This window comes from Marinobacter algicola DG893 (assembly GCF_000170835.1).
GTDB lineage: Bacteria > Pseudomonadota > Gammaproteobacteria > Pseudomonadales > Oleiphilaceae > Marinobacter > Marinobacter algicola.
In genome coordinates this window covers 1-20,154 of the sequence record NZ_ABCP01000035.1, presented here as the reverse complement: position 1 = coordinate 20,154, position 20,154 = coordinate 1, and the positions used below count along the sequence as shown (strand labels likewise).

The 20,154-nt window shown below is 58.1% G+C and carries 19 protein-coding genes and 1 tRNA gene; 16 read left to right on the top strand and 4 right to left on the bottom strand.

The window, feature by feature from the left end:
• Window positions 1-62 precede the first annotated feature (62 nt).
• The 4 genes from mpl (at window position 63) to MDG893_RS16330 (ending at window position 5,417) form a co-directional block, all read left to right on the top strand.
• Window positions 63-1,457 (top strand): UDP-N-acetylmuramate:L-alanyl-gamma-D-glutamyl-meso-diaminopimelate ligase, encoded by a 1,395-nt coding sequence (gene mpl, locus MDG893_RS16345; protein ID WP_007154925.1) that lies wholly within the window; start codon window positions 63-65, stop codon window positions 1,455-1,457.
• 41 nt (window positions 1,458-1,498) lie between these two features.
• Window positions 1,499-2,146, top strand: coding sequence for a flavin prenyltransferase UbiX (locus tag MDG893_RS16340; RefSeq protein ID WP_007154924.1), 648 nt, complete (start codon window positions 1,499-1,501; stop codon window positions 2,144-2,146).
• Window positions 2,147-2,264: 118 nt separating this feature from the next.
• Window positions 2,265-3,410: an acyl-CoA dehydrogenase family protein gene (locus MDG893_RS16335; protein WP_007154923.1), complete on the top strand. Its 1,146-nt coding sequence runs from the start codon at window positions 2,265-2,267 to the stop codon at window positions 3,408-3,410.
• Window positions 3,411-3,563: 153 nt separating this feature from the next.
• Window positions 3,564-5,417 (top strand): hypothetical protein, encoded by a 1,854-nt coding sequence (locus MDG893_RS16330; protein ID WP_040474703.1) that lies wholly within the window; start codon window positions 3,564-3,566, stop codon window positions 5,415-5,417.
• A 120-nt stretch (window positions 5,418-5,537) separates the two neighbouring features.
• Here the strand turns inward: MDG893_RS16330 and MDG893_RS16325 are convergent.
• Window positions 5,538-5,624: transfer RNA gene (locus MDG893_RS16325), tRNA-Leu, on the bottom strand.
• A 273-nt stretch (window positions 5,625-5,897) separates the two neighbouring features.
• Between MDG893_RS16325 and rnr the strand changes: the two genes are divergently transcribed.
• The 8 genes from rnr (at window position 5,898) to alr (ending at window position 14,202) form a co-directional block, all read left to right on the top strand.
• Window positions 5,898-8,510: a ribonuclease R gene (gene rnr, locus MDG893_RS16320; RefSeq protein WP_007154921.1), complete on the top strand. Its 2,613-nt coding sequence runs from the start codon at window positions 5,898-5,900 to the stop codon at window positions 8,508-8,510.
• 3 nt (window positions 8,511-8,513) lie between these two features.
• Window positions 8,514-9,251: a 23S rRNA (guanosine(2251)-2'-O)-methyltransferase RlmB gene (rlmB, locus tag MDG893_RS16315; RefSeq protein WP_007154920.1), complete on the top strand. Its 738-nt coding sequence runs from the start codon at window positions 8,514-8,516 to the stop codon at window positions 9,249-9,251.
• Window positions 9,252-9,483: 232 nt separating this feature from the next.
• Complete coding sequence (rpsF, locus tag MDG893_RS16310; RefSeq protein ID WP_007154919.1) at window positions 9,484-9,900, top strand: 30S ribosomal protein S6; 417 nt, start codon at window positions 9,484-9,486, stop codon at window positions 9,898-9,900.
• A gap of 29 nt (window positions 9,901-9,929) precedes the next feature.
• Window positions 9,930-10,160, top strand: a complete 231-nt coding sequence (gene rpsR / locus MDG893_RS16305) for a 30S ribosomal protein S18 (protein ID WP_007154918.1) — start codon at window positions 9,930-9,932, stop codon at window positions 10,158-10,160.
• 27 nt (window positions 10,161-10,187) lie between these two features.
• The gene (locus MDG893_RS16300) at window positions 10,188-11,054 is read left to right on the top strand and encodes a YybS family protein (protein WP_007154917.1); all 867 of its coding nucleotides are present in this window, start codon (window positions 10,188-10,190) and stop codon (window positions 11,052-11,054) included.
• 20 nt (window positions 11,055-11,074) lie between these two features.
• Entirely contained in the window at window positions 11,075-11,521 is a 447-nt protein-coding gene (rplI, locus tag MDG893_RS16295; RefSeq protein ID WP_007154916.1) for a 50S ribosomal protein L9, read from the top strand.
• 183 nt (window positions 11,522-11,704) lie between these two features.
• Window positions 11,705-13,102, top strand: a complete 1,398-nt coding sequence (gene dnaB, locus MDG893_RS16290; RefSeq protein WP_007154915.1) for a replicative DNA helicase — start codon at window positions 11,705-11,707, stop codon at window positions 13,100-13,102.
• Window positions 13,102-14,202: an alanine racemase gene (alr, locus tag MDG893_RS16285; protein ID WP_007154914.1), complete on the top strand. Its 1,101-nt coding sequence runs from the start codon at window positions 13,102-13,104 to the stop codon at window positions 14,200-14,202. The genes dnaB and alr overlap by 1 nt, the downstream gene beginning before the upstream one ends.
• 4 nt (window positions 14,203-14,206) lie before the next feature.
• Here alr and MDG893_RS16280 read toward each other — a convergent pair whose 3' ends face one another.
• Window positions 14,207-14,566, bottom strand: coding sequence for a hypothetical protein (locus tag MDG893_RS16280; RefSeq protein WP_007154913.1), 360 nt, complete (start codon window positions 14,564-14,566; stop codon window positions 14,207-14,209).
• Window positions 14,567-14,815: 249 nt separating this feature from the next.
• Here MDG893_RS16280 and MDG893_RS16275 point away from each other — a divergent pair, with 249 nt between their 5' ends.
• Window positions 14,816-15,694 (top strand): sugar nucleotide-binding protein, encoded by an 879-nt coding sequence (locus MDG893_RS16275; protein WP_007154912.1) that lies wholly within the window; start codon window positions 14,816-14,818, stop codon window positions 15,692-15,694.
• A gap of 13 nt (window positions 15,695-15,707) precedes the next feature.
• On the opposite strand, the gene fabB is transcribed toward MDG893_RS16275, so the two are convergent.
• Window positions 15,708-16,916, bottom strand: a complete 1,209-nt coding sequence (gene fabB, locus MDG893_RS16270) for a beta-ketoacyl-ACP synthase I (RefSeq protein ID WP_007154911.1) — start codon at window positions 16,914-16,916, stop codon at window positions 15,708-15,710.
• Window positions 16,917-17,134: 218 nt separating this feature from the next.
• On the opposite strand from fabB, the gene MDG893_RS16265 reads away from it, so the two are divergent.
• Window positions 17,135-17,659, top strand: a complete 525-nt coding sequence (locus tag MDG893_RS16265; RefSeq protein WP_007154909.1) for an Mpo1 family 2-hydroxy fatty acid dioxygenase — start codon at window positions 17,135-17,137, stop codon at window positions 17,657-17,659.
• A 54-nt stretch (window positions 17,660-17,713) separates the two neighbouring features.
• On the top strand, window positions 17,714-18,523 hold the full coding sequence (locus MDG893_RS16260; protein ID WP_007154908.1) for an AraC family transcriptional regulator: 810 nt from the start codon (window positions 17,714-17,716) through the stop codon (window positions 18,521-18,523).
• Here MDG893_RS16260 and ylqF read toward each other — a convergent pair.
• Window positions 18,496-19,383: a ribosome biogenesis GTPase YlqF gene (ylqF, locus tag MDG893_RS16255; RefSeq protein ID WP_007154907.1), complete on the bottom strand. Its 888-nt coding sequence runs from the start codon at window positions 19,381-19,383 to the stop codon at window positions 18,496-18,498. The genes MDG893_RS16260 and ylqF overlap by 28 nt on opposite strands.
• A gap of 220 nt (window positions 19,384-19,603) precedes the next feature.
• Between ylqF and MDG893_RS16250 the strand changes: the two genes are divergently transcribed.
• Window positions 19,604-20,044 (top strand): Spy/CpxP family protein refolding chaperone, encoded by a 441-nt coding sequence (locus MDG893_RS16250; RefSeq protein WP_007154906.1) that lies wholly within the window; start codon window positions 19,604-19,606, stop codon window positions 20,042-20,044.
• Window positions 20,045-20,154 lie beyond the last annotated feature (110 nt).

The window sequence follows — 20,154 nt, the reverse complement described above, 5'->3', positions numbered from 1 at the left end:
CTTGACGACCCGCATTCTATACGGGACGCTTTGCAGGTTTCATTCAAGAGGTCGATAACCGAATGCACATCCATATCCTGGGAATCTGTGGCACTTTCATGGGCAGTCTGGCCGTACTGGCGAGGGAACTCGGGCACACCGTGACGGGCTCCGATCAAGGGGTTTATCCGCCCATGAGTACCCAGTTGGAGGCCCAGGGAATCGGGTTAATGGAAGGTTACGATCCTGACAACCTCAAGCCCGAGCCGGATCTGGTTCTGATTGGCAACGCCATGTCCCGGGGCAATCCGGAGGTGGAAGCGGTTCTTAATCAGAATATCGACTATATGTCTGGCCCGGAATGGCTGGCGCGGGAAGTTCTGCGTCACCGTTGGGTGCTGGCGGTCGCCGGGACCCATGGTAAAACCACCACAACGGCCATGTTGTTGTGGATCCTGGAACAGGCCGGGCTGGAGCCGGGCTATCTGATAGGCGGGGTCCCCAATGATTTCCCGGTTTCGGCTCGGTTGGGTAACAGCGACTTTTTCGTTATTGAGGCCGATGAATACGACAGCGCCTTCTTCGATAAGCGCTCCAAGTTTGTCCACTACCGCCCCCATACCCTGATCCTCAACAATCTTGAGTTTGATCACGCGGATATTTTTGACAACGTTGAAGCCATCGAGCGTCAGTTCCATCACCTGGTCAGAACGGTGCCGTCCCGTGGGTTGATCGTGCGTCCGGCCCTGGATACCCATCTTGACCGGGCGTTGGAACTTGGCTGTTGGAGCAGCGTGCAGGCTGCCTCGGTGAGCAGCGAAGTGCCCTATATGGCCGACTGGCGGGCGGAGCTGTTGGCTGAGGACGGCAGTCGATTCATGGTATTACACCGCGAACAACCGGTGGCTTCGGTCAGTTGGTCTCAAACCGGCCTGCATAACGTGCGCAACGCCCTCGCGGCCATTGCGGCAGCCCGCCATGTGGGTGTCACTCCGGACCATGCCGTGGCGGCGCTATGCCACTTTTCGGGTGTAAAGCGCCGGATGGAGCTGCTTGCGGATGTTGGTGGGGTCCGTGTCTATGACGACTTCGCCCATCACCCGACGGCCATCGCGACCACGCTGGAGGGGCTGCGCCACAAGGTGGGCGATGAGACTATCCTTGCGCTGATCGAGCCACGCTCTAACACTATGCAGCAAGGTTTTCACCAGGAAAGTCTGCTGCCCAGTGCTGCAGCGGCGAATCAGGTATTCTGGGCTAACCTCAATGGCATGGACTGGTTGCCAGCATTAGTTGAGGGCAGTAGTCCCGGGGCGGAAACACCAGGTCGTCATCGTGTCGGGGCCAGCGTTGAGGAACTGATCGGCCAGGTTCTGGATCAGGTATCCGGTCCCTGCCATATTGTCATCATGAGCAACGGCGGTTTTGGCGGTATTCACCAGAAGCTGATTGCCGAACTGGAACGTAAATCCGGCTGACGGGGCATCCTGCCTCCGCTATCCAATCAGGAAACTTCAGTATGACGGCAGCGTCCGAAAAACAGCAGGTGATCAATCTGGCCTTTACTGGTGCCTCCGGCGCCCAGTACGGCCTACGCCTGCTGCAGAGCCTGGTGGCGGCGAACTGCCGGGTGCACGTGATGATCAGCAAGGCAGCGCAGGTGGTGATTGCCACGGAAACCGATCTCAAACTACCGGGCAACACCACTGCCATGCAGGAAGCGCTTGCCAGCTATGCCGGCGCCCGTCCGGGGCAGGTGTTGGTGTTTGGCCGGGAAGACTGGTTCTCCCCGCCGGCTTCTGGTTCGGGTGAAAAAGCCCCGTTGGTGATTTGTCCCTGTAGTACCGGCACCTTGTCGGCCTTGGCCACCGGCGCCAGTAATAATCTGATCGAGCGCGCCGGAGACGTGGCCCTTAAAGAGCGGCGGCAATTGATCCTGGTGCCTCGGGAAGCGCCCTTTTCGGAAGTGCACCTGGAAAACATGCTGCGCCTGACCCGCATGGGGGCGGTCATCATGCCGGCCAGTCCGGGGTTCTACCACCGGCCGAAGTCCGTGAATGATTTGGTGGATTTCATCGTTGCCCGACTATTGGATCACCTGGGCCTGCCCCAGGATTTGATGCCGCGCTGGGGCGAGGAGAGGGCGAAGGCGAAACAGCCCGACTGAACCGATGGGCGATGGTTTTGGTCAGCCCGATTGATGCTTTTCATCATTGAGCGAAAACGCCGCGCCCCCGAGACTTGGTGAACGACAACCACAACACAGTCATTCACCGAGGTACACCATGATTCCACGCACAGTCTTTGACGCCGACCTTGACGGCTTCCGGGATTCCGTCCGCAAGTTTCTGCAACAGGAAGCGGCGCCCTACCATGAACAGTGGGAGAAAGATGGCCAGGTCAGCCGGGAGCTCTGGAAGAAGGCCGGCGAACTGGGTTTCCTATGCCCGACCATGCCGGAGGAATACGGCGGCGTGGGCGCGGACTTCCGCTACAGTGCAGTCATCATGGAAGAGGTATCCAGAGCGGGCCTGTCCGGCATCGGCTGGACTCTGCACTCCGACATCGTTGCCCCCTATATCCTCAATTACGGCTCCGAAGAACAGAAACAGTATTACCTGCCGAAACTGGCAACCGGTGAAATGATCGGTGCCATCGCCATGACCGAGCCAGGCGCTGGCTCCGACCTGCAGGGTGTAAAAACCACGGCGGTTAAAAACGCGTCTGGCGATCACTATGTGCTTAACGGCTCCAAGACATTCATTACCAATGGACAGTTGGCGGACCTGGTAATTGTGGTGGCCAAGACCGACCCGAAAGAAGGTGCCAAGGGCACCAGCCTGCTGCTGGTGGAGAGCGCCTGGGAAGGCTTTGAGAAGGGGCAGAACCTGAATAAAGTGGGCATGAAGGCCCAGGATACGTCCGAGCTGTTCTTCCAGGACGTGAAGGTCCCGGCGGATAAGCTTTTGGGCTCGATGGAAGGCCAGGGATTTTTCCAGTTGATGGCGGAGTTGCCGGCGGAGCGCCTGCAGGTGGGCCTGACCGCCGTCGCTGCTGCGGAAGCCGCCTGGGAGTGGACGCTGGATTACGTGAAGGAGCGCAAGGCGTTCGGCAAACCGGTGATAGCGTTCCAGAACACCCGCTTCAAAATGGCGGAGATGAAGGCGGAAATCACCGCCGCCCGAGTTTTCTGTGACCGTTGTCTGGAACTGCATCTGGAAAAGAAGCTGGATATTCCTACGGCGGCCATGCTGAAACAGCACACCACCGACCTGCAGTGCAAAGTCATGGACGAGTGCGTGCAGCTTCACGGTGGCTACGGCTACATGTGGGAGTATCCCATCGCTCGCGCCTGGGCGGACTCACGGGTACAGCGTATTTACGCCGGCACCAATGAGATCATGAAAGAGATTGTTGCGCGCTCGTTCTAGTAGGCGCTCGTGCCCGTTAGCGCGCCGCAGGGACAGCTCCCGCGGCGCGTTTTCGTTACCTAAGTTTACAAATTGCCAAACCTATCAAGGTTCCCCCCGGCAACATCCCCTACAGTAGCGGCACAACCTCTAACAAGGACAATGGTTGCCGCGATGAAACGTCTGCTCCCCCTTTCAGTTGCCCTGTTTACGCTGGCCCTCGCCGGTTGCGGCGAGGAATCCGACAAGTCACCGGTTGATGGCCGTGACTTCGACGCCGAGGGTTACAGCGAGCCCGAGCCCTACACAGGCCGAGTGATTGACGGCTACCTGCGCAATGCCAGGGTGTGGCTGGACATGGATGGTGACAGCCAGTACACGCCGGGCCCGATGACCTTTGAAAACAGCGCCGGTACGGAAATAACCCTGCTGGATGGAGAACCCACCGCGTTAACGGGAGAGGGTGGCGTCTTCTCGCTCGATACCGCGGAACTGGTGCAGGACCCGTCCATATCCCCGGATATTGATCCCAGGAACTTTCCGCTGTTTGCCGTGGTACTGCCTGGCCAGACCACGGAGCAGACCCGCATCGGGGAAGTGGTGCTGGAAGACGCCTACCTGCTTAGTGCGCCACCTGGCGTACGTAATGTCACACCATTGAGCCACCTGGTGCGGCAGCGCCGCCTGATTGGCTTGCAGGATCTTTCGGTCATCAGTACCGATCTGTCCGATGCACTTGGCAACGTCAACCTGGTCAGTAACTATATCCGCTCCGGTGATCATCGTGCCCACGCATACGCCCGCGCCTTCGCCCGCTTCATGGCCAGCCAGTTTCCGCCGGAGTATGCCAATCTCCTACGCAATGGCGACGGACGCGAACGCTACCTGAGTGAAGAGGCGGTTTACCTGATGGGCGTCTCCTTTGCCCGCAATGCCCTGGAGGTGGTCCAGGTGGTTGACGCTGCAGCGTCCCAGGGAAATTACGAGAACATCAATATTGATGAACTGGCATTGCCGGAAGTGCCGATTGAACTGGACGATCCGGTTATCCTCGAACGCCAGACCGTTCTCGCCAGGGGCGAGGGGAGCGAGTTGCCGGCCACGATGTCCAACCTCAGCGTGTCCGCCGAACTGGAATTCGACTACTCGGAAGATGGCCGTTTGACGGCCGTGACGGCAAACGGGTGCATGATGCCGTCAATGCGGGAAATGGCCCGCTTGATCAATGCCCGTGGCAAAATCGCCGATACCGATGTGCAATGGATGCCTTCGATATCACTGTCCCAGGAGAGTGCCAGCTACCATGAGGTTGAAGGGGCCGATGAGCGGCTGACATTCAACTGGCAGGACCGTACCGCGACGTTCGAAACCACCACCACCTGCCATCCGGGGCTTGCGGCGTCCTCGGCATTGGGTGGCCCGCCGGCGATCCGTTACGAGTGGACCATGGTGGATGCCCGGGTCGAGTCCCTGACAGCAACTTCCGATAGCAAGACGGAAGTTCTGCGCCCCGATTATCAGTTCGCCAACGATGCCTTTTTCGGCTTCACGCGTTCCGTCGATGGCGTCGACGAGGAAATTGTGGCGCTCACGAGCAGCGTCCAACCCTGTGAGGGGGATATCGATCCGGAGGATCTCGATGCGGCGCAAGTGGTGTCTGCCCGGCAGCCATTCACGGTCACCGGCAGTATCACGCTACCGGACGAGTTCACCTCGCCGGCGCTGGAGTTCGATACTCGCAATGATCGTTTCCGGCCGCTACGGTTTGGCTTCCTGGATGAAGAAATGAGCTCCACACCCGGGGTCAGCAATACAGAAGGGTTTGACTGGGCGTTTTACTACCCGTTCGACAACTCCAGCGAGTTTGTGGCGGACCAACCCAACCTGATCAATATCGCCTACCTGAATCGCCATGGCGGCAGCCGGGCCTGTGGACGGGAGTTCGAAAGAGCGCCGTCTGCGGCCTATGCCCGGGTGAACTATACCTATCAACGGCTTTCGGAATACTTGTCGGGACTGGTGGAATAAGGCAAGGGCGCGGGGTGGCTCTTCGCGAACGTGTGGATAGCCATGCGTTTGCAAGCGCAGGTTTGTTGTGACATGTGCTTATAAAGGCGTTGGATTCGTAACACTTCCTGAGGAAGGAAGTGGTGCCGAGGAGAGGACTTGAACCTCCACGGGGTTGCCCCCACTAGCACCTGAAGCTAGCGTGTCTACCAATTTCACCACCTCGGCAGGTGATTTGCAGTCTTCCCGGTGGGCATTCAAACGTTTTACTTCGTTGAATTTCCGGGTTTTCTGCCGCAGCTGCGGGTATTGCCGTCAACCGATGGCGCGTACTTTAATCATTCGGAAAAAGCCTGTCAAATATTTTTTGTCCCGCCAGGGCCGGCTTTTATGCCTATTTTAGGCGGTCGGTTAGGCAGGCAGGTGCTGGCAGCGTTATACTCCTTTGCAAACGCAATATAACGATTGATTTCCAGCAGGGAAGTCAGACTAAGGATACGAATGGTTTCCAGAAAGAAGACGGACAAAGACCCACATGCGCAGCGTGAGGCCAGCAAATACGACAACCCGATTCAGAGCCGGGAGTTCATTCTCGACCATCTGAAAGAACGGGGGGCGCCGGCCACTCATGAGACACTGTGTGGTGAACTGGGGCAGCAGTCCGAAGAGGGCATAGAAGCTCTGCGCCGTCGGTTGATCGCCATGTGCCGGGACGGACAATTGATCTGCAATCGTCGGGGAGCCTACCTGCCTATTGAAGAAGCGGATCTGGTCACTGGCCGTGTCACTGGCCATAAGGATGGATTTGGTTTTCTGATCCCGGATGACGGCGGATCGGATCTGTTTCTGACGGCTCGCCAGATGCGCCAGGTCTTTCACGGTGACCGGGTTGCCGCCCGTGTGGACCGGGTGGACGATCGTGGTCGGCGCGAAGGTGTGATTGTAGAAGTACTGGAGTATCGCACCCATCAAACCGTTGGCCGGCTATTCCAGGAAAGCGGCATCTCCTTTGTGGTTCCGGAAAATGCCCGGATCAACCACGAAGTATTGATCCCCGCAGAGCATATTAATGAAGCGCGGCACGGCCAATACGTCGTGGTCGACATCCTGCGCCAGCCTACGGTGCGTACCCAGCCAACAGGCAAGGTGGTGGAAGTACTTGGCGAGCACATGGCGCCGGGTATGGAAATCGATGTGGCCATCCGGTCCTACGATATCCCTCACAGTTGGCCGCCGGCCGTGGGCGAGCAGATTGCCGGCATTGCCGATGAAGTTACCGAAAACGACAAGCAGAATCGGGTGGATATCCGCAACCTGCGTCTGGTGACTATCGACGATGAAACTGCCCGGGATTTTGACGACGCGATCTATTGTGAGCCGCGCCCGCGCGGTGGCTACCGCTTGCTGGTAGCGATTGCCGATGTATCCCATTACGTGCGTCCTGGCTCACCGCTGGACGAAGAGGCGATTAACCGTGGCAACTCCGTGTATTTTCCGGATCACGTGGTGCCGATGCTGCCGGAAAAACTGTCCAACGGTTTGTGCTCCCTGAACCCGGGTGTGGATCGGCTGTGCATGGTGGCGGATATGACCATCAGCGCCAACGGCAGCGTCAGCGGCTATACCTTCTATCAGGCGGTGATGCACAGCCACGCGCGACTGACCTACAACAAGGTCAGTGACATGCTGGAGCGGCCGGATTCCGAGCCGGGTTACCGGTTATCTGAGCAATACGCTCATGTGCTGCCGCACCTGCACAATCTCTACAACCTGTACAAATTGCTGCGAAAAGCCCGGACGGAGCGCGGTGCCATCGATTTTGAGACCACGGAAACACGGGTCATATTTGACGCCAATCGCAAAATCGAGGAAATCGTTCCGGTCAAGCGTAACGACGCCCACAAGATCGTAGAGGAATGCATGCTCGCCGCTAACGTGGCAACGGCGCGATTCCTCAAGAAGCACAAGGTGCCATCACTTTACCGGGTGCACGACGGCCCATCCGAGGAGCGTCTCAATGCGGTGCGGCTCTTCCTGGGCGAGTTGGGGTTGCAGCTGGGGGGCGGTGACAAGCCAACCTCCGCTGATTATCAGGCGTTGTTGTCCAGTATTGCAGATCGTTCCGATGCGAATGTCATCCAGACGGTGATGCTGCGCTCTCTCAGTCAGGCCGTCTATAGCCCGGATGAGGGCGGCCATTTCGGCCTGGGGTTTGCCAGTTATGCCCACTTTACCTCGCCGATCCGCCGTTATCCGGACCTGATCGTGCATCGCGGTATCAAGTCCGTGATTCACGGCGAGGACGGCAGCAAAGACGTGTCTGTGCCGCCTAAGCGTGACCCGGAACTGGCAGATTACCCTTATGACCTGCCCAGAATGCATCAATTGGGCGAGCACTGCTCAATGACGGAGCGCCGCGCGGACGACGCAACGCGGGACGTCATGGCCTGGCTCAAATGCGAATACCTCAAGGATCATGTTGGCGAGGAGTACGACGGCGTGATTGCAGCCGTTGTGCCTTTCGGGTTCTTTGTGGAGCTTTCCGGCGTCTATATTGAGGGGTTGGTGCATGTGTCTACCCTCAATGGTGACTACTTCCATCACGATGCCGCCAAGCATCGGCTGATCGGCGAGCGCACCGCTATGAGCTTCCGGTTGGGCGATGAGGTCCGCGTGAAGGTGATGCGTGTGGGTATGGAAGACCGCAAGGTCGACCTGGAGCTGGTGAGCGAGCCGCAGCATCGCCAAGCCGACAGGGATGCGCTGGAGGTCACCAAACGAGAGCCGCGGGATAAGGGCAAGGGCAAAGGTAAGGGGCGAGGTAAGGGGGGCAAATCCAGCGCCGGCCGTACCCCCAGAGTTGACCGGGACAAAGGTGGTGATGCGGCCGCCAAACCCCGCCGCAGGAAAGCGACTGGCTCAAAGCCCTCTGGCAAATCGGCCGCGTCCGACGCGGTCACGCCAACGTTCGATGATGATGGCGAGATGTCGGCCCGTGACAAGCTGGTGGCTGAAGCGGCCAAACTTGCACTGGGTAAGGGCAAGAGCAAGAAGGCGCCGGCTAAAACCGCCGGCGCTGACAAGAAACGAAAGCCCCGCAAGTCAGGAAAATAGGCCGTGTCTGAAGAGTACATTTTTGGCTGGCATGCGGTTGAGGCCGTCCTCAAACGCGAGCCTGAACGTTTGCAGCAGGTGTGGATACAGACTGGCCGCGAAGACCGACGTGTCAAGACGGTAACTGATACTCTGAGTGAGCTTGGGGTCCGTTGGCAGGTGGTTCATCGCAAGGAACTGGATCAGCGCGTAGCCGGCGTGCATCAGGGCGTTGTGGCGGCGGTTTCCGAAAGCCGTGAATGGAGTGAAGATGATCTCCTGGCCATGCTTTCCGGATCCGAAAAGCCACCGTTTCTGTTGATCCTCGATGGTGTGACCGATCCCCACAACCTGGGCGCTTGCCTGCGAACCGCTGATGCCGTGGGCGTCCAGGCTGTGGTCGTGCCCAAGGATAAATCCGCGTCTTTGTCGCCAACCGTCAGGAAGGTGGCTTGTGGTGCGGCTGAAACCGTGCCCCTGGTACGCGTCACTAATCTTGCGCGGTTCATGCGTACGATCAGGGACGACGGTGTCTGGCTCATTGGCACCGCCGGCGAAGCGGACAGTACCCTGCATCAGGCGGATTTTACCGGCCCGGTTGCCCTGGTGATGGGTGCCGAGGGCAAGGGTATGCGTCGCCTGACCAGGGAACACTGCGACCTGTTGATTAATATCCCCATGCTTGGCCACGTGGACAGTCTCAATGTGTCGGTGGCTACCGGCGTCTGCCTTTACGAAGCCTTGCGTCAACGGCTTGCATAGTATCAGCCACACGCCTAGAATACGTGACTCCCTTTTCAGGGGGCGGTATTGTATTGCCTGAAATCCTGGTGATCAGTATCGGCTTTTTGAACAGGCTTTATGCGTAATGTCTTGTTGATAAAAGCAAAAAGAAGCCGGCAGCTTTGCCTGCCACCTCCTTGCTTCTTGCATTTGCCCTGTTTGTTGAAACCGGTGCCTGTGCTGGAGGCTGTTTAAACCGTAGGGAGAACTCATGCGTCACTACGAAATCGTATTTATGGTACACCCGGATCAGAGCGAGCAGGTGCCCGCGATGATCGAGCGCTATACCGGCGTCATCACCGAAGATGGCGGTAAGGTGCATCGCCTGGAAGATTGGGGCCGTCGTCACCTGGCTTACCCGATCAATAAAATCCACAAGGCTCACTACGTTCTGATGAACATTGAATGTTCACAGGCAGCGATGGACGAGCTGACTCACAACTTCCGTTTCAACGATGCCATCATCCGCGACATGATCCTGCGCCGCGATGGTGCTGACGTCGATCTGTCCCCGATGAAAGCTTCCGAGTCCCGTGAAGACCGTCGTGGCGGCGATGATCGTCCGCGTCGTTCAGCCGAATCTGACGAGCCACGTCAGCAGGCTGAAACCCAGGACGAAGAAGAGTAAAACCATCACCGGAGTTGAGGAGTTAAGTTATGGCTCGTTTTTTCAGACGTCGTAAATTCTGCCGCTTCACGGCAGAAGGTGTTAAAGAGATCGATTACAAGGATCTGGACACCCTGAAAGGTTACATCACTGAAACCGGCAAAATCGTGCCCAGCCGTATTACCGGCACCAAGGCACGCTATCAGCGTCAGCTGGCTACCGCTATCAAGCGTGCCCGCTACCTGGCACTGCTGCCGTATTCGGACAGCCACGATAACTAAGTAACAGAATAGACAGGACCCGGGACCATGCGTGCACTGGCACAGTTTGTAATGCGCGGTCCTCTGCAGGCAGGCGGGGTGGCAGCAGTTACCACTGCAATACCCCTGTTGTTCTGGATAGGTGCGGCGGTTATTGGCCTGGTCATTCTCAGACTGGGTATCAGCCAGGGGCTTAGTATCGGCCTCTGGGCATTGCTTCCGGCACTCGGCTGGAGCTGGTTCGGGCAGGACCCGACAGCACTGGTGGTGTTGCTTCAGGCAATGTTAATGGCGTCCATCCTGAGAATAACCCTGTCCTGGGAGAAAGCGCTGCTCGCAGGCAGTTTCCTGGGGATTGTGACAGGCTTGATGTTGCCCTTGGTTTACCCGGATCTGTTGAACGATCTGGTGCAGGCCGGGGTCAGGTTTTACGAAGAGTACAACGCCGAAATCGCCAGCAGTCTTGGCAATGAGCTGGAAACAGTCATTCGGCAAACCATGAACGCAAGTATGGCGGGCACCTACCTGGTACTCGGGGTGTGCATGACCATGCTGGCGAGATCCTGGCAGGCCGGGTTGTATAACCCCGGCGGATTCCGGACCGAGTTTCACTCACTCCGGCTGTCACCGGCAATCGCGGTTATCTGTGTGATTACCATGGTGGCGGGGCCCGTTCTCGGGCTGAATTCCATGCTGCTGGGCTGGGTTGGAGGTTTGCCGCTGTTTGTGGCGGGTCTGGCCCTGGTTCATGGCGTTATCGGTCGTAAAAATCTGAGCGGTCAGTGGTTGGTGCTGTTCTACCTGGCACTGGTGCTGCTTGGTCCAAGCCTGATGATTCTGTTGGTAGTTCTGGCTTTTGTGGATAGCTGGCTGGATATCCGGAGGCGAATGAAGCCCTCTGGCCCGGCTGAATAAAGCACGAAGAGGTTAACGAGATGGAAGTTATTCTGCTCGAAAAAGTAGCAAACCTTGGTTCACTCGGTGACAAGGTCAAGGTAAAGGCCGGTTACGGTCGTAATTTTCTGCTGCCTTATGGCAAGGCCGTTGCGGCAACCGCCGACAACCTGAAGGCTTTCGAAGAGCGTCGCGCGGAACTGGAAAAAGCAGCTGCTGAGAAGCTGGCTGCCGCCCAGGCCCGTGGTGAGGCTCTGGAAGGTGCTTCGGTCACCATCACTTCCAAGGCTGGTGAAGAAGGCAAGCTGTTCGGCTCCATCGGCGTGCGTGACATCGCAGATGCGATTACCGCCACCGGTACCGAAGTTGAGAAAAGTGAAGTTCGTCTGCCCGAAGGCCCGCTCCGCGTGGTTGGCGAGTACGAAATCGAGCTTCAGCTGCACTCTGACGTAACCGTTCAAATTAACCTGGCTGTTGTGGCCGAGTAAATTGACGGTTTAGTCTGAACATCGGGTTATTACCCGGTGCAGCCATACAGGCCCGGAATCCACTCAGGTGGATTCCGGGCCTGTTGCTTTCTGGTGTATGATTTGTGTTTTCCGTAGCTCTCCCATCGCATCGACAATCCCCGTAAACTGTCACGGATGTGATGCCCAGACGAAGACGTTTCCATGGCCAACCCGAATTTCAAACCGGTAAACAGCGATCCTGAGACCAGCCGAATCAAGGTCCCACCTCATTCCGTGGAGGCCGAACAGGCGGTGCTTGGTGGCTTGATGCTGGACAACCGCCGATTTGATGAAATCTCGGAGATCATTTCCGCTGGCGACTTTTACCGCCAGGATCACCGCCTCATTTTTGGTGCTGCCGAGCGACTGGCGGGCGAAAGCGAACCGCTCGACGTTGTCACGCTGACCGAATTCCTGGAGCGTGCCGGTGATATCGAAGACGCGGGTGGGCTTTCCTATCTGGCGGAGCTGGCTGAGAAGACCCCCGGTGCGGCCAATATTCGCGCCTATGCCGAGATTGTGCGGGAGCGCTCTATCCTGCGACAACTGGTGCAGGTGTCCGGCCAGATATCCGATTCGGCGTTTAATCCCCAGGGCCGGAACAGCAACGAGATCCTGGACGAAGCCGAGCGTAATGTCTTCCAGATCGCCGAGTCACGGGTCAAGGAGGGCTCCGGCCCGCAGGCCATCAATCCGATTCTCACCAAGGCCCTCAGTCGTATTGAGGAGCTGTTCGAGTCTGGCGAGACCACAACGGGGCTGACAACGGGGTTCAAGGACCTGGACGAGTGGACGTCGGGGATGCAGCCCGCGGATCTGTTGATCGTGGCGGGGCGACCGTCCATGGGTAAGACCACCTTTGCCATGAACATCGTCGAGAACGCACTGATAAGCACCGGCGCGCCGATTCTGGTGTTCAGTATGGAGATGCCGGCGGATGCGCTGGTCATGCGTATGCTGTCGTCCCTGGGGCGTATTGATCAGAGCCGGATTCGTAGCGGTAAGCTGGAAGAAGACGATTGGCCCAGACTGACATCCGCGGTGAGTCTGCTGAAAGACAAGCCGCTCTATATCGACGACACACCTGGCCTGAGCCCAACCGAAATGCGTTCCCGGGCTCGTCGTATTGCCCGGGAGAACGAAGGCAAGCTTGGCCTGATCATGGTGGATTACCTCCAGTTGATGCGGGTGCCCGGCAACACCGAGGGCCGGACCGCCGAGATTTCCGAGATCTCCCGTTCCCTGAAAGGGATCGCCAAGGAACTCAGTTGCCCGGTCGTGGCGCTTTCTCAGCTGAACCGGAGCCTGGAGCAACGGCCGAACAAACGCCCGGTCAACTCGGACCTGCGGGAATCCGGCGCCATCGAGCAGGACGCGGACGTCATCATGTTTGTCTATCGGGATGAGGTCTACAACGAGGACACCTCCGACAAGGGCATTGCCGAAATCATCATCGGCAAGCAACGTAACGGCCCCATTGGCACTGTGCGACTGGCCTTCATCGGCAAGTACACCAAGTTCGAGGATCTGGCCCACGGCGATTACGGCGGGGATTATTAATGCCACGGAAGACCGTTGCCCGTATTGATACCCGTGCACTCCGCCACAATTATCGCCTCGCCTGCCGGCTGGCCAGCCCGGCCCGGGCGATGGCCGTTATCAAGGCTGATGGCTATGGTCATGGCATCCGTGAAGTCGCACGGGCCCTGGCGAGCGATGCCCCCAAGTTTGCCGTTGCCTGCCTGGAAGAGGCCCTGGCGATCCGTGAGGCCGGTGTTGATCATCCTGTGGTGTTGTTGCAGGGCATGCACAGTGCCGGGGATGTCGCGACGTGTGTTTGCGAAGGTTTTGAAGTGGTGGTCCACAGTGGCTACCAGTTGGACTGGCTGGATCAAGCCGATGAGAGGCCAACGGTCTGGGTCAAAGTGAATACCGGCATGAATCGGCTTGGCTTCGCGCCGAGCGTACTGGCCGATGTCATGGCGCGCCTGGATACCATTGGTGCGGGAGAGACGGTAGCGGGTTTCGTCACGCACTTTGCCTGCGCGGACGACATTTCCCGCGATGACACTGACCAGCAGACGCGGGTATTCAGTGAAGCAGTGGTGGATTGGCCTAAACTTGAGAAAAGTGCGTCCAATTCCGCCGCCCATTTTCTTCCTGCCCAGCCGTCGTTCGACTGGACCCGTCCCGGCATCATGCTTTATGGCGCCTCCCCGACCTTGGGCAAGACAGGTCCGGAGCTGGGCCTGGAAGCGGTGATGACACTGGAAGCCCCTTTGACCGCCGTGCGAACCCTAAAACCGGGAGAGTCCGTGGGCTATGGCTACAGCTGGACCGCGATTCAGGAAACACGAATGGGGATTGTGGCCATTGGCTATGGTGATGGCTATCCTCGCCATGCTGGTACAGACACTCCGGCGTGGGTCGGCGGTAACCGCATACGCCTGATTGGCAGGGTGTCCATGGACATGCTGGCTGTGGACCTGACGGGCGCCCCTGAGGCCTGTCCCGGCGACTTGGTGGAGCTTTGGGGGCGGAATGTCAGCGTGGATGAAGTGGCACAACACGCCGGCACCATTGGCTACGAACTGCTGACGGGTATTACAGCCCGGGTGCCCAGGCTGTACGAGGATTCGGGCAACACCGCAGCAGGGTAGGTGATCAGGAAGCGGGTTCCGGCTCGTGGATGATTTCCTCGATGAAGTCGAGAATTGCGGCCAGGCTGCGGTCGTCCAGTTTTTTCAGGACTTTGTGGACGACCATCTTGCTGCCTTTGAGCATGCTGCTGATGCCCATTCTGGCCATGCCCATCAGCATGCTGCTGGCATTCAGCCGGCGCAGGGGTTCCAGGAAAAAGAAATCCAGACCGTTGTCGGTCATCTCGACAATCAGTTCGAACAGTTTGTCGATGGCTATCTTGTCCGCCTTTCCCCGCTCCCGAAGCTCGTTGACGGTATAAAGTGCGCGGGTGCGGAGCTCATCCGGGATGGGGGCAACGATATGGCTTTGTTGTTTCAGCATGTAGGGTCCTGTTGTTGTATGCTCGTCAGGTCTGCTCAGTACTCCGACACGTATTCTATGGGGTGTACTTCGCGTGCCATTGGCTCTAACGGTATCGGGTGCCCGTCATATCAGTGATATCCCGGGTACGCGTTCCAACAAGCTGTGGGAACGATTACAGTGTGGTGAAGACATACGTCAGTATACAGATGAAGTGGCAACGGTACTGTTACCCGTTGCGAAGATAGAAATCGGAGGCGGTGAGCGCTCGTGCACGTTCTTGTTGTTCATGATTATGGCCCGTTGGGGCGGGTATTGCTGGAGCGTTTGAGGAACACCTCGCTCCATGTCAGCCCGTTGCTGATCAGCGAGCTTGAAACTGCGGATCTTTCGGCGTTGGAAGGCTGGGTTCCCGACGATACCGACTTGATCGTGAATGCGCTTTGGCTTGCGGACCCTGAAAGTGCGGAAAAGAACCCCGAACTGGCCCACAAGGCGTCGTTTTCGTTGCCCGTGGCGCTGGCTGAGCATGCCTGTGAGCACAACATCGCGTTGTTGCAGCTGTCGTCTTCCTACGTGTTCGACGGCCGAAAGCAGAGTGCGTACATTGCCTCCAATCCCGGTCAGCCCTGTAACGAGCTGGGTAACTGGCAATGGGAATGCGAGCAGGCGCTGAGAACGTTGTTGCCGCGGCACATTATTTTGAGGACGGGCTGGAGCCTGGGGCGCTTTGTTCGCAAGGTGCAGTCCGTTGCCGCAGAGTCCGACACCATCAAACTACCCGGCAAATGCCGTGGCCAACCCGTGACCGTCAGTGATCTTGCCCGGGTAATTACCGCGATTGTCCAGCAGATCGACTGTGGTGCTGAGGTGTGGGGCACCTATCAGTACGCCGGTGCGGAAGATATCTCGCTCTATGAGTTGGGGCTTGCAATAACCGGTTTGAGGGGCATCCCCGATGGTATCCGGGTGGTGGATGAAACGCCCGCGTGGGCAACCCTGGAGCCCGCGAACGCCACCATGATCTGCACCAAGATCCGTAACACCTTCGGCGTAAAGCAGCTCCCGTGGCGCTCGGGATTGGCCGAGGAGCTGGAGCTGCTGTCCCTGAACGGCGGCAAGGAACTCACTGACGAACCCACGAGCTAGGGTCGTCAGGGAGTCAGACTTTCCCGAATACCAGCGAGGCGTTGGTTCCGCCGAACCCGAAGCTGTTGGACATCACTGTATTCAGTGGCGCCGTTTTGGAATCAGGCCCCACGACCGGCATGCCGGAAATGGTGTCATCCAGGTTTGTCAGGTTCTTGGTGCCCGCAATAAATCCGTTCTGCAGCATGATCAGCGAATAGATGGCTTCATGAACCCCGGATGCCCCCAAAGAGTGGCCGGACAAGGACTTGGTGGATGAAATTTGCGGTACGTTGTTACCGAAGACGTTCCGTACGGCCTTCATTTCCGCGACGTCTCCCACTGGTGTGCTGGTGCCATGCGCATTGATGTAATCCACCGGTGCCTCGACGGTGGCCAGCGCCTGTTGCATGCAACGCATGGCGCCCTCGCCAGAAGGGGCGACCATGTCATGTCCGTCGGATGTGGCGCCATAACCGGTCAGCTCTGCAATGATGGGCGCGCCGCGCTTGAGGGCATGCTCCAGCTCTTCCATCACCACCATTCCGCCACCGCCAGCAATGACGAACCCGTCACGGCCGGCGTCGAAGGGCCTGGATGCGGTTTCCGGAGCATCGTTGTACTTGGTGGAGAGCGCGCCCATGGCGTCGAAGAGCATGGTCAGGCTCCAGTCCTCTTCTTCGCCACCGCCGGCGAATACAATGTCCTGCTTGCCGGACTGGATCTGCTCCGCAGCGTGGCCAATACAATGGGCGCTGGTGGCGCAGGCGGACGACATTGAGTAGTTCACCCCGCGAATTTTGAAGGCGGTGGCCAGGCAGGCCGAAACGGTACTGGTCATGATCCTTGGCACCATGTAGGGCCCGATGCGTTTGACGCCCTTTTCACGCATGATGTCCACAGCCTCCACCTGACTGGCGCTGGACGCGCCGCCGGAGCCGGCAATCAGGCCGGTGCGGTCGTTGGAGACCAGGTCGTCCGTCAACCGTGCGGACGCAATGGCCTGTTCCATGGCGAGGTAGCTGTACATCGCCGACTGGCCCATGAAGCGTCGGGTTTTACGGTCAATGACCGAGGTATCCACATCAACGGAACCCGCCACCTGGCTGCGGAAGCCCATGTCACGATAGGTTTCATTGAACCGGATGCCGGATTTTCCGGCCTTGAGGCTTTCCAGCACTGCATCCGTGGAATTGCCGAGGCAGGAAACAATGCCCATACCGGTAACCACAACCCGTCTCATACTTTTCTCCTTAGCGGGGCCTGCACCGTGAACCGGGCCGATCCCCTCTGTCTCTGACTATAACCATCAGTCTAGGCGCTTTGGCGCCGTAGCGATATTTGACCTTGGTAAGGTGCCGGAAAAGGCAAAGCGGGTAGGCATAGCCGTTACGTACAAGGCGGCGATCATGGGCGTTGGTAAGATGGCGCTTATCAACAATAACCCGAGGGAGATTCACCGTGCGTTCACTGTCTCAATTTTTGCATGATTACGGCGACAGCCATCAGAACACCGTTAACCAGTGGGTCCATATTGCCTGCGTTCCGGCAATCCTGATATCAACGCTGGGATTGTTCTGGCTGATACCGGTGGGGGGCTGGCTGGGCCTTTCCGGCTCGGGGGCCTATTGGGTCAACGGTGCCACGATTCTCGCGGGGTTGTCGGGTGCTGTCTATCTGCGCCTGTCGCTTTGGGTATTCGCATTGATGGCCGGCTGGTTTGTGCTGTCTTTGTGGGCCATACAAAGTGTTCTGGCCAGTGGCCTGTCCCTGTTCTGGACCAGTCTTGTGGTCTGGATCGTTGCCTGGGCGGTCCAGGTGGTCGGCCATAAAATTGAAGGCAAGAAGCCGTCGTTCGTGGAAGACCTTGTGTTCCTGCTGATCGGGCCAATCTTCGTTAGCATCGAGTTTGCGGCAAAGCTGGGAATACCGGTGCCTCATGCCCAAAATGGCCATAGCGGTGAGCGTCAGCCTCAGAGTCACTGAATCAAGGCCGCTTGAGGTATGCTTGCAGGGAAATGCAGAGTTGAGTGTAGCGCCATGCAGGCACCATCCCTTAAAACGCCAACCGGCGATCAGGGCCACAAGGGCACCTTGTTTTTGTGGCAGGATCACTGGCAGATACTCGGGCAGTTGATGCCCAACCGCTCCCACCGACACATAAGCGCTTCCTTGCTGGTGGGGCTTGACCGCCCCTTTCGGCTGGCTGTGAACGGTGAGTGGCGGCAAACCCGCGCCGCCATCGTAGCCCCTGATGTTCCTCAGGCACTGGAGCCCGGGGAGGCCAGAATCTGGAGCGTCCAGCTCGATCCCGACAGCGTTTACTGGCGGTCCCTGAAATCCGTTGCCGCAGGCATGGCCTCCACGGATCTTTCATTGGCCGGTGTGGACCTGCCTGACCCCGGGGAGACAGACTGTGAGGCCATGGCTGGCGCGTTGGCAAGGGTGGTTTCTCAGAGTGGGCACGCGCCCGTTGCACTGGACGACCGTATAGCGGCCATTTGCGGGAAACTGAGGGCGGAGCTGCCGGAGCGCCTGGAGCTGAACTCTCTGGCTCAAAGTGTCGGGCTGTCCTCGTCACGACTGACTCATCTGTTTCGCCATGAAACAGGCGTGCCGCTGCGCCGTTTTCTCCTGCACCTGAAGATCAACCGGGCATTGGCGTTCTGGGAGCCGGGTATATCCGTCTCCCGGTTGGCGACTGAGGCCGGATTCTACGACCAGCCTCATCTGGTTCGCACGGCACGTGATATGTTTGACGCACTGCCGTCTGGCTACGTGGCGGCAGGATGGTTCAACGTCTGCCGTTGTGGTCTCGATGATCAGGCTTTGTCTGCTTTTTCGCGTTGACGTTCAGCCTCTTCCCGGGCTTCTTGCTCCACCATGGCAGGCGTCTCCAACGAAATTCGCCCGAGCTTTCCGGAGCGGAATTCGTTGAGCAGTATTTCCGACACCTTGTGCAGGTCCGGAACCCCGCCTCTCCCCAGGAATCGTCGTTTTTCCGCGATGCCGTCCATCAGGGCCAGCCCGTCCCGAGGCTTTTCTTCGAATCCGTAGCGCGCCATTGCCAGTTCGGGATACGCGTCCAGCAGATAATCCGCCTCGAATAACGCCACGTCCTCAAACTCAATCACCGCACTGCGAATGGCGCCACTAATGGCCAGACGGTATCCGCAGGCCTCCGGGGACAGCTTGGGCCAAAGAAACCCCGGTGTGTCATAGAGCAGGACGTTGTCGGGCAGCTTGATGGCCTGCTGCGCCCGGGTTACTGCTGGCTCATTCCCGGTCTTGGCCGCCGGCCGGCCCGCCATGGTGTTGATCAGAGTGGACTTGCCGACATTGGGGATGCCCAGGATCATTACCCGCAACGCCCGCTTCTGGCGATCATGATCCGGCGTCATTTCACCAGCCAGCCGCAGGATGTCGAGGGCTTCCGCGCGTTGGTTGTGGGTCATGGTGATGGCCCGCACGCCACGTTCCTTTTCGAGCCAGCTGAGCCATTGTTCGGTAATGGCCGGGTCAGCCAGATCCCGTTTGTTGAGCACTTTGATGACCGGCGTATCACCGCGCAGGGCAGGAACCAGCGGGTTTTCGCTGCTGAATGGCAGGCGCGCATCCACGACCTCGATAATGAGATCCATCTGGGGCATTACCTTTTTGATTTCCTTGCGGGCCTTGTGCATGTGCCCTGGAAACCAGTTAATGGCCATGGTTGATACTCCTGAAGTGGCTGAACGGCGCCATTATGGACGGTAATGACTAAATTTTCACATTTCTCTCAACCCGCCCATGGTGGGAGCTGAGGCATGTGAGGGTGTGAAGTATGTACAAAAAGAAGGGGGTTCGGGGTGAAATACCCGGTTGTTTTGATTTAGGGTGTAGGGCTCGAAAACCGAAAGCGACTTAAATAATCGATTAGTGGAGATTTCTATGAAGCTCGTGAAACTGTTCGGAATTGCCTTGATTGCTATCGGGCTGTCCTCTCCGGCGATGGCGCAGCAATCTGGCGGGCAGCCGGACCAGGTCGATCAGCTGGCTCAGATGGTTGGCTTGAGTGAAGACCAGCAGGAAGAAATTCGCGGCATCATCGAAGAGATGCAGGCTGAGATTCAGGAGCTTCAGGGCGAAGCCCAGCAACTGCAGCAGAAGATCCAGGCTCAGATCAAGCCGGATTACGACGAAGATGCAATTCGTGACAACGCCGAGAAGCTGGGTGATGTGACTGGCGAGATGACAGCCATGTCTACGCTGATGCAGGCCAAGGTGGACGCAGTGTTCACTCAGGAGCAGCGTGATGAGTTGAACAAGCGCATGCAGCAAATGCAGCAGCAGATGCAACAGCAGCGTCAGATGCAGCAGGGTATGCAGTAATCATCTGTTTTCCGGGTTAACGCCCGGAGCCCGAAAAAAATCGCCTTTGCCTCTGGCTTGGGCGGTTTTTTTCGTTTGTAGCCTGTGATTTCGTGCTTTGCCATTGCGCG

Bases quoted from the DNA above. Each gene is read 5' to 3' on its own strand.
- rplI (WP_007154916.1), top strand. From the start codon at position 11,075: ATGGAAGTTATTCTGCTCGAAAAAGTAGCAAACCTTGGTTCACTCGGT.
- MDG893_RS16340 (WP_007154924.1), top strand. From the start codon at position 1,499: ATGACGGCAGCGTCCGAAAAACAGCAGGTGATCAATCTGGCCTTTACT.
- mpl (WP_007154925.1), top strand. From the start codon at position 63: ATGCACATCCATATCCTGGGAATCTGTGGCACTTTCATGGGCAGTCTG.
- rnr (WP_007154921.1), top strand. From the start codon at position 5,898: ATGGTTTCCAGAAAGAAGACGGACAAAGACCCACATGCGCAGCGTGAG.
- alr (WP_007154914.1), top strand. From the start codon at position 13,102: ATGCCACGGAAGACCGTTGCCCGTATTGATACCCGTGCACTCCGCCAC.
- MDG893_RS16335 (WP_007154923.1), top strand. From the start codon at position 2,265: ATGATTCCACGCACAGTCTTTGACGCCGACCTTGACGGCTTCCGGGAT.
- MDG893_RS16330 (WP_040474703.1), top strand. From the start codon at position 3,564: ATGAAACGTCTGCTCCCCCTTTCAGTTGCCCTGTTTACGCTGGCCCTC.
- rpsR (WP_007154918.1), top strand. From the start codon at position 9,930: ATGGCTCGTTTTTTCAGACGTCGTAAATTCTGCCGCTTCACGGCAGAA.
- rpsF (WP_007154919.1), top strand. From the start codon at position 9,484: ATGCGTCACTACGAAATCGTATTTATGGTACACCCGGATCAGAGCGAG.
- ylqF (WP_007154907.1), bottom strand. From the start codon at position 19,383: ATGGCCATTAACTGGTTTCCAGGGCACATGCACAAGGCCCGCAAGGAA.
- fabB (WP_007154911.1), bottom strand. From the start codon at position 16,916: ATGAGACGGGTTGTGGTTACCGGTATGGGCATTGTTTCCTGCCTCGGC.
- MDG893_RS16250 (WP_007154906.1), top strand. From the start codon at position 19,604: ATGAAGCTCGTGAAACTGTTCGGAATTGCCTTGATTGCTATCGGGCTG.
- dnaB (WP_007154915.1), top strand. From the start codon at position 11,705: ATGGCCAACCCGAATTTCAAACCGGTAAACAGCGATCCTGAGACCAGC.
- MDG893_RS16280 (WP_007154913.1), bottom strand. From the start codon at position 14,566: ATGCTGAAACAACAAAGCCATATCGTTGCCCCCATCCCGGATGAGCTC.
- MDG893_RS16260 (WP_007154908.1), top strand. From the start codon at position 17,714: ATGCAGGCACCATCCCTTAAAACGCCAACCGGCGATCAGGGCCACAAG.
- MDG893_RS16300 (WP_007154917.1), top strand. From the start codon at position 10,188: ATGCGTGCACTGGCACAGTTTGTAATGCGCGGTCCTCTGCAGGCAGGC.